The organism is Streptomyces kebangsaanensis, assembly GCF_001906585.1.
Taxonomy (GTDB): Bacteria; Actinomycetota; Actinomycetes; order Streptomycetales; family Streptomycetaceae; genus Streptomyces; species Streptomyces kebangsaanensis.
Genome location: NZ_JUJA01000011.1, coordinates 62083 through 67540, shown reverse-complemented (window position 1 = coordinate 67540; position 5458 = coordinate 62083). Strand labels below are relative to the sequence as shown.

Here is a 5458-nt window from a genome sequence, read left to right as displayed (position 1 = left end):
TGCCGTGGCAGGACGTGCGGCACGCGCGCGTGGCGGGCCGGGAGCCGGTGCCGCTCTTCGAGGAACTGCTGGAGACCTTCCCCGAGGTCCGCTGGAACGTCGACGTCAAGGCGGAGCCCGCCCTGCGGCCCCTGCTGGACCTGATCGAACGGGCGGACGCGTGGGGGCGTGTCTGCGTCGGCTCGTTCTCCGAGGCGCGCGTGGTCAGGGCCCAGCGGCTGGCCGGGCCGCGCCTCGCGACGTCGTACGGCACGCGCGGGGTACTGGGACTGCGGCTGCGGTCCTGGGGTCTGCCGGCCGCGCTGCGCCGGTCCGCGGTGGCCGCGCAGGTGCCGGTCTCCCAGTCGGGCGTCCCGGTGGTCGATCCGCTGTTCGTCCGCGCCGCGCACGCGCGCGGACTGCACGTGCACGTGTGGACCGTCAACGAGGCCGAGCGGATGCACCGGCTCCTGGACCTCGGGGTCGATGGCATCATGACCGATCACATCGACACGTTGCGCAAGGTCATGGAGGACCGGGGCGTCTGGGCCTGAGGCCCGGCCGTCCCCGGCCGCCTTCGCGGACCGGCAACAGCGACACCACGGGGAAGCGAGGGCACGGGTGGGCAGCGACACCGTGCGGGCGGGCCAGGCCGCCGACGAGACGGCCCAGCGGCGGCGCGAACAGCACGGCTGGTACTTCTACGACTGGGCGTGCTCCGTCTACTCGACCAGCGTGCTCACCGTGTTCCTCGGCCCCTATCTCACCGCGGTCGCCGAGTCGGCGGCGGACGCGGACGGGTTCGTGCACCCGCTGGGGATCCCGGTGCGGGCCGGGTCGTTCTTCGCGTACTGCGTCTCGGCGTCCGTCATCGTGGCGATCGTGCTGATGCCGGTCGCGGGCGCGGCGGCCGACCGCACCGGCCGCAGGAAACCGCTGCTGGCGGCCGCGGCCTATGTGGGCGCCGGCGCCACCACGGGCCTGTTCTTCCTGGACGGCCACCGCTATCTGCTGGGCGGTCTCCTGCTGGTCGTCGCCAACGCGTCGGTGGCCGTCTCGATGGTCCTCTACAACTCCTACCTCCCGCAGATCGCCCCGCCCGAGGAGCGCGACGCGGTGTCCTCGCGCGGCTGGGCCTTCGGCTACGCGGCCGGCTCCCTGGTGCTGGTGGCGAACCTGGCGCTGTTCACCGCCCACGACTCCTTCGGGGTCTCGGAGGCGATGGCCGTCCGCATCTGCCTGGCCTCGGCCGGTCTGTGGTGGGGCCTGTTCACGCTCGTACCGCTGAAGCGGCTGCGCGACCGCCGTACGACGGGAACCTCCACGGCGCCGCCCGTGCGCGGTTGGCGTCAACTGGCTTCCACCGTGCGGGACATGCGGGGCAAACCGCTCACATTGACCTTCCTGCTCGCCTACCTCGTCTACAACGACGGCATCCAGACGGTGATCTCCCAGGCCTCGGTGTACGGCTCCCGGGAGCTGGGCCTGAGCCAGTCGACGCTCATCATGGCGGTGCTGATGGTGCAGGTGCTGGCGGTCGCGGGGGCGCTCGGCATGGGACGGCTGGCCCGGATCTACGGGGCGAAGCGCACGATCCTCGGGTCGCTGGTCGCGTGGACGGCGACCCTGGCGGCCGGATACTTCCTGCCGGCCGGGGCGCCGGTGTGGTTCTTCGTGCTCGCCGCCGGGATCGGACTGGTCCTCGGGGGCAGCCAGGCGCTGTCCCGGTCGCTGTTCTCGCACCTGGTCCCGCCCGGCAAGGAGGCCGAGTACTTCTCGGCGTACGAGATGAGCGACCGCGGCATGAGCTGGCTGGGGCCGCTGCTGTTCGGGATCACCTACCAGCTGACCGGCAGCTACCGGGACGCGATCCTTTCGCTGGTGGCGTTCTTCGTGCTCGGGTTCGTGCTGCTGGCCCGGGTTCCGGTACGGCGTGCGATCGCCGACGCGGGCAATCCGGTCCCTGGCCGGATTTAGCACTCGCGGCGAAAGGGCGGTAGTGTACGCGTTTGGCCTGCCAGGCGTACCGTTACTGCGTGTCAAAGAAGCCGAAACGCTGGGTGACATCTCCTAACGGATGTGACAAACCGGGCGCCGGTGGGTACTGCACTGGTTGACAAGGCTGCGGCTACGACGGCGACGCATGACCCGGAACGGGACCTCGGAACGGGAATCTTTACCGCCGACCGGACGTTGACCGGATGACGACGACAGCGACACCTGTCCTGTGGGCGACAAGCCCGGGAGGCACGATTCATGAGTGAGCGAGCTCTTCGCGGCACGCGCCTCGTGGTGACCAGCTACGAGACGGACCGCGGTATCGACCTGGCTCCGCGCCAGGCCGTGGAGTACGCATGCGAGAAGGGGCACCGTTTCGAGATGCCCTTCTCGGTCGAGGCGGAGATCCCGCCGGAGTGGGAGTGCAAGGTCTGCGGAGCCCAGGCACTCCTGGTGGACGGCGACGGCCCGGAGGAGAAGAAGGCCAAGCCGGCGCGCACGCACTGGGACATGTTGATGGAGCGGCGTACCCGTGAGGAGCTCGAGGAGGTCCTCGAGGAGCGTCTGGCCGTTCTGCGCAGCGGTGCGATGAACATCGCCGTTCACCCCCGGGACAGCCGCAAGAGCGCGTAGTCCCCGCGGGCTCCGGACCGGTTCACAGCGCACGCCGGCGATCGCGGGCGCCGTACGTGAAGTTCACGTGCGGCGCCCGCGCTTTCGTTCCCGGGTGCGGGAAGGGCGTTGTTTCCGGGGGCTGCGCCCCCGGACAGGCTGATCGTTCTCAGCGCGTCAAAGGCGGGCGCTGCTCCCGCGAGGCGTCTGCCGGCTCCTCCCTGATGACCTCGCCCTGGACCACCTTGCCGTCGGGGCGGTGCATGCGGGCCTGCTGGAAGGCGTCGCCCAGGGTGCCGGGGGCGGAGGCGCGGAGTTTGCGGTCGACCGTGCGCTCGGCGTAGCGGCTCACGATCCGCTGGACCGGCGGGAGGAGCAGGAGCAGGCCCATCGCGTCCGAGATCATGCCGGGGATCATCAGCAGCAGGCCGCCCAGCATCATCAGGCCGTTGCCGCCGCGGCGCGCGGAGGGGGCGCCGCCCCGCTGCAGTGCCTCGTTGAGGTTCTGGAAGGCACGGCGGCCGGCCCGCTTGATCACCGCCGCGCCGAGGACGAGGCCGGCGGCCAGCAGCAGGAAGACCGTGAACCCGCCCGCCGCGCCCGCGACCAGGGTCAGCAGCCAGATCTCCAGTACCAGCCACGCCGCGATGCCCAGCGGCAGGTACCTGCGCGGCCGGGAGCGCCGGGGCCGGGCGGGGTGCGGAGGGGTCGGAGCGCCTGTCGTCATGCTTCCAGTGTGCCTGGCGCCGGCTCAGTGCCGGATAAGCACTATCCCTGGGGCTTGTCACCCCGGCCAGTGATCTTGGTCACCCGCTCTCCCACGCCCCACGCGGTGACCCGCCACAGCGCCTCCACGAGGATGTCACGGCTCATCTTGGAGTCGCCGAGTTCCCGCTCGACGAAGGTGATGGGGACCTCGACCACGTGGTAGCCGGCCTTGACGGCGCGGCGGGCCAGGTCGACCTGGAAGCAGTAGCCCTGCGAGGCGACCTCGTCCAGGCCCAGGCCCTCGAGCGTCTCCCGGCGGAAGGCGCGGTAGCCGCCGGTGATGTCCCGCAGGGGCAGGTCGAGGGCGAGGCGGGAGTACATGCTGCCGCCTCGGGAGATGAACTCGCGGCTCCTGGGCCAGTTCACCACGCGCCCGCCCGGCACCCAGCGGGAGCCCAGCACCAGGTCGGCGCCCTTGAGCGCGGTCAGCAGCCGGGGCAGTTCCTCGGGCTGGTGGGAGCCGTCGGCGTCCATCTCGACCAGGACGCCGTAGTCGTGCTCCAGCCCCCAGCGGAAGCCCGCGAGGTAGGCGGCGCCGAGGCCCTCCTTGCCCTTGCGGTGCAGCACGTGCACGTGCCCGTCCTCGGCCGCCAGTTCGTCGGCGAGCTTGCCGGTGCCGTCGGGGCTGTTGTCGTCGGCCACGAGGACGTGTGCCTCGGGGACGGCCTTGCGCACCCGGCCCACGATCGTCTTGATGTTCTCCGCCTCGTTGTAGGTCGGGATGATCACCAAGGCCGTGCCGAGCGGGCCGAGCCGCCTGTTCTGGGCCCCAGCCGCGAGGGTGCCGTCGCCGTGGTTCACTGTTGCCCCTTCATGTCCGTACGCAGGGAACCACCTTAGTGGCCCCGGCCTGCGAGGGCATGACATGGCGTTCGCACGGGGGTGTCGGCCGGACAGGAGCGGGGTAGGGATGACCGTTTTGAGCGTATGACGGATTCCGTCCGGCGGATGGGGGCCCGGTGCCCTTCGGGCCGACCTGGGACCCGCTGGCTGCGGATCGACCGAAAGCCGTTGTCTACTGAGCGCCGGGCCCCCTCCGGGTCACACCCGGATCACACCTTGCCGGCCGTCCGGAACATTCCGCCGTCGCCGCGGGCGCTGGGCCTGGCTCCCGGTGACGGTGCGCTGGTGCGGCACACCGTCCCTGACCCAGCGGCGCCGTGACGCGGGTACGGAGGTTCCCCGGCCGGGCGTCCGGTGATGGACCCGGCAGAACCTACCGGCCCCCTGCCGTCGCCTGTCAACCAGCCGGTCGCCCCGGACGAGCGTGCTTCCCCGCCCGGCCGGTGCGCAGGATGCTCAGGTCGCGCGACGGAACGGCGGCCGGTGGTCGCCGCCGCGCCGCCCCGGGAGATCACTCGCCCGGCCGTACGAACACGGTCCGCCCGCCCACCACGGTCCGCAGGCAGACGGGCAGGTCGCGGCCGGGAGTGAGGTCGGGCAGCCCGGGAGTGCCGGAGCGCGGGTCGGTCGACCAGCGCGCGACCCGGTCGTCGGGGGCCTGGACGACGAGTTCGCCGGTGCGCCACACCGCGTAGTCCGCGGGGGCGCCCGGCACCAGAACTCCCGCGTCGTCCCGCCCGACCGCCCGCCAGCCGCCCCGCGTGTGCGCGGTGAACGCGGCGCGTACCGAGACGCGGTGCTCGGGGGTGCGGTGGAAGGCCGCCGCGCGGACCGTGCCCCACGGGTCCAGCGGTGTGACGGGGCTGTCGGAGCCGAAGGCGAGCGGGACGCCGGCGCGGAGCAGGGCCGCGAAGGGGTTCAGCGTCCGGGCCCGCCCGGCGCCCAGGCGCTGGGCGTACATGCCGCCCTCGCCGCCCCACAGGGCGTCGAAGGCGGGCTGCACGGAGGCGGTCAGGCCGAGTTCGGCGAAGGCGGCGACGGTCTCGGGCGTGAGCATCTCGGCGTGCTCGACGCGGTGCCGGGCGGCGCGTACCCGGGCGAGGCCGACCTTGTCGGCGGCGGCGCGCGTGCCGTCGACGACGGCGGTGACGGCGGCGTCACCGATGGCGTGGAAGCCCGCCTGGAGGCCCGCCTCGGTGCAGGCGGTGACGTGGGCGGCGACGGCGGCCGCGTCGAGGTAGGCGGTTCCGGTGTGGCG

6 protein-coding genes are annotated in these 5458 nt (G+C 72.4%); 3 read left to right on the top strand and 3 right to left on the bottom strand.

Annotated elements, in window-relative coordinates:
- The 3 genes from RH94_RS00940 to RH94_RS00930 form a co-directional block, all read left to right on the top strand.
- A partial coding sequence (locus RH94_RS00940) for a glycerophosphodiester phosphodiesterase family protein (protein ID WP_234425427.1) occupies positions 1-533 on the top strand: 533 nt, incomplete at its 5' end.
- A gap of 67 nt (positions 534-600) precedes the next feature.
- Positions 601-1956 carry an MFS transporter gene (locus RH94_RS00935; protein WP_073945772.1) on the top strand — a complete coding sequence of 452 codons (1356 nt, stop codon included), beginning with the start codon at positions 601-603 and terminating at the stop codon, positions 1954-1956.
- Between the two features lie 279 nt (positions 1957-2235).
- Complete coding sequence (locus RH94_RS00930; protein ID WP_003977404.1) at positions 2236-2610, top strand: RNA polymerase-binding protein RbpA; 375 nt, start codon at positions 2236-2238, stop codon at positions 2608-2610.
- A 148-nt stretch (positions 2611-2758) separates the two neighbouring features.
- On the opposite strand, the gene fxsA is transcribed toward RH94_RS00930, so the two are convergent.
- The 3 genes from fxsA to RH94_RS41765 form a co-directional block, all read right to left on the bottom strand.
- Positions 2759-3316: an FxsA family membrane protein gene (gene fxsA / locus RH94_RS00925; protein ID WP_073945771.1), complete on the bottom strand. Its 558-nt coding sequence runs from the start codon at positions 3314-3316 to the stop codon at positions 2759-2761.
- A gap of 41 nt (positions 3317-3357) precedes the next feature.
- On the bottom strand, positions 3358-4158 hold the full coding sequence (locus RH94_RS00920; RefSeq protein WP_073945770.1) for a polyprenol monophosphomannose synthase: 801 nt from the start codon (positions 4156-4158) through the stop codon (positions 3358-3360).
- Between the two features lie 553 nt (positions 4159-4711).
- Positions 4712-5458: amidohydrolase family protein (locus RH94_RS41765; RefSeq protein WP_407697237.1), on the bottom strand; the 747-nt coding region annotated here is incomplete at its 5' end.

Coding starts and splice junctions, on each gene's coding strand:
- fxsA (WP_073945771.1), bottom strand. CDS start 3,316: ATGACGACAGGCGCTCCGACCCCTCCGCACCCCGCCCGGCCCCGGCGC.
- RH94_RS00930 (WP_003977404.1), top strand. CDS start 2,236: ATGAGTGAGCGAGCTCTTCGCGGCACGCGCCTCGTGGTGACCAGCTAC.